The organism is Bifidobacterium sp. POST2/T3 (B1) (assembly GCF_058197115.1).
Genome location: NZ_JBVPQK010000382.1, coordinates 1 through 2,498, shown reverse-complemented (window position 1 = coordinate 2,498; position 2,498 = coordinate 1). Strand labels below are relative to the sequence as shown.

The 2,498-nt window shown below is 61.5% G+C and carries 3 protein-coding genes; 1 reads left to right on the top strand and 2 read right to left on the bottom strand.

All coding sequences use genetic code 11. The features are described from left to right. Positions 1-12: 12 nt before the first annotated feature. Entirely contained in the window at positions 13-1,287 is a 1,275-nt protein-coding gene (locus AC0AP0_RS11890; protein ID WP_490430617.1) for a class I SAM-dependent methyltransferase, read from the top strand. A gap of 70 nt (positions 1,288-1,357) precedes the next feature. Here the strand turns inward: AC0AP0_RS11890 and AC0AP0_RS11885 are convergent, their stop codons facing one another. Beyond that, positions 1,358-1,903 carry an FMN-binding protein gene (locus AC0AP0_RS11885; protein WP_490430616.1) on the bottom strand — a complete coding sequence of 182 codons (546 nt, stop codon included), beginning with the start codon at positions 1,901-1,903 and terminating at the stop codon, positions 1,358-1,360. A gap of 1 nt (position 1,904) precedes the next feature. Next, positions 1,905-2,498 (bottom strand): ABC transporter ATP-binding protein (locus AC0AP0_RS11880; protein ID WP_490430615.1); only part of this gene is annotated, 594 nt, incomplete at its 5' end.

The window sequence follows — 2,498 nt, the reverse complement described above, 5'->3', positions numbered from 1 at the left end:
GCCAAAAGCAAGATGACTGTAGCCGAGATGATCGGGCTCTTCCTCACCCCTGACGCGCCTGTGCAGGTGACCGCCTTTGATGGGTCGGTCTTCGGGCAGGAGCAAGCGCCGCTGCATCTGGAAGTCAAGAATTCCCGTGCCATGTACTACATCACGGAGAATCCCAACGACCTGGGTCTGGCCCGTGCCTACCTGCAGGGCGATCTGGATTCTCCTGAGCTGCTGCCAGGCAACCCCTATCAGGTTCTCAAGGATCTGATGGGTCTTAAGCACTTCGTCAAGCATCCCAGCAAGATGGAGCTAGCCCGAGCAGCTGCAGCCGTCTTCTCACACGGGGTGAGGGTACCCGAGCCACCGGCCATCGAGGGGCCTTCCCTGGCAAAGCGACTGACCGAGGGCATCCGTCCCCACACTCGCCGGGGCGACGCAGCCACCGTCAGTTACCACTATGACCAGTCCAACGACTTCTACCGGCTCTTCCTGGGCTCCTCCATGACCTACACCTGCGCCGTCTTCGAGAAGGCGGACGGCAGCCTGGAAGACGCTCAGTGGCACAAGCTCAACATGGTCCTGGACAAGATGCACCTGAACAAGGGCGACCGTCTGCTGGACGTGGGTTGTGGCTGGGGCTCCATGGAGATTGCGGCAGCCCGCCGCGGCATCCATGTCATCGGTGTGACTTTGGCTGAGGAGCAGGTCGAGTGGGCCCAGAACTGGATCCGCCAGGAGGGCCTGCAGGATCTGGCAGAGGTCAGGCTGATGGATTATCGTGACGTTCCCGAGTCCGGCTTTGATGGAATCTGCTCCATCGGCATGATGGAGCATGTGGGTTACAAGCAGTATCCCTCCTATTTCAAGGAGATGATGGACAAGCTGCGTCCGGGCGGCATCCTGCTCAACCACCAGATCACCCGCACCAACTCCCACGACCACAAGAGAGCAGGCGGATTCATCGACCGCTACATCTTCCCCGACGGCGAGCTGGCCAGCCCGGCCGAGATCGAACTGGCCATCCAGGACACCGGCTTCGAGGTCATCACCCAAGAGAACCTGCGTCAGCACTATGCGCTGACCCTCAAGCACTGGACCGAGAACCTCCAGGAGCATTGGGACCAGGCCAGACCCATGGTGGGCGAACCCAAGGCACGACTCTGGGGCCTGTACATGGCTGGTGCACGGCTCAACTTCGAGCTCGACAACATTCAGATACACCAGTTCCAGTGCATCAAGCCCGATCCCGAGACCGGCACGGACACCTATCCGCTCCGCCCCTGGTGGGACCGGTAGTTGATATGAAGAAAAAGGCGAGGATTCGATTCCTCGCCTTTTTCTTTTCCGCCACCCTACAGCTCAGAACTCAAGAAGACCTGTCCGCCGAAGCCTCCAGCCGAGCCAGGTCCAAAGCCTTATTGAAAGCATCCGAAGTCCAGCTGGCTCCGGCCACCTTGTCCACCTTGAGGTCCTTGAGTGGGCGCCCCTGGACTACACCAGGCACAGCCTTGGCGAAGCATTCCATATGACCGCGCGAAATGGGCGAGTCCGAATGCCCCTGGACCTGGACCCGGGTCACCTGGCCTCCCGACAGGTCCAGATCCACATCGATGCTGTCAGCCCCGTCATGCCCGTACTTGCCCGTCAGAGCGTAGGTGCCGTCGTGATAGTTGCCCGTGTCAGCCGAAGCGGTCGGCAGTCCATCACGGGAGACGGCCGTGGGATTGCCCTCGCCCGCAGCGCCGGCTCCCGACTCTGGAGCAGAGCTGGCCTCTGCGCCCGATCCGGCGAACTCATCGTCCATAGGCTTGGCCTGCTGACTGCCGCAACCGCCTAGAAGGGAGCCGACCGCCACCAGAGTCGCCAATGTTGCCGAAGCAGTGGCCAGCCCACGAGACTTGCTTTTAGCCATCTCAGCGCCCTCCTTCTGATTCAGCGGTCGATCCCTGCAGAGACCCGCCTGTCTTGGCCATCTTAGTGGGGTCATGGAAGCCCACGGGAATATCCTGGCCCCCGGTGTCGCCAGAAGCCCCACTGAAGGCCGGCCGACCTCCAGCTGCCAGGTAGGCCCGCTTGGCCTCCTCATCATTCCACTGCTCGCCAGCCAGCACCCCATGGTTGAGCATGATTTCCCGCTGGGCGCAGGAGGCCACCAAGGCATCGTGCGTGACCACGATCAGGGAGGTCCCCTGATCATGCAATTGCCTAAAGAGATCCAGCACAATCCGCTCATTGGCCTCGTCCAAGTTGCCAGTGGGCTCGTCAGCCAGGATCAGCTTGGGCTCGTTGATCAACGCCCGTGCCACGCAGACCCGCTGCTGCTCGCCGCCTGAAAGCTGGCTGGGCAGGTGCCGGGCCCGATCCGCCAAACCCACCCGGTTCAGAGCCTTCATGGCCTGATCCTCGTCCACCACCGAGTGGTAGTACTGCGCCACCATGACGTTCTCCAGGGCGGTCAGATGCGGGACCAGGTAGAACTTCTGGAAGACCAGGCCGATCACGTTCTT

Excerpts from the sequence above, each read along its gene's own strand:
- AC0AP0_RS11890 (WP_490430617.1), top strand. The coding sequence starts at position 13 with ATGACTGTAGCCGAGATGATCGGGCTCTTCCTCACCCCTGACGCGCCT.
- AC0AP0_RS11885 (WP_490430616.1), bottom strand. The coding sequence starts at position 1,903 with ATGGCTAAAAGCAAGTCTCGTGGGCTGGCCACTGCTTCGGCAACATTG.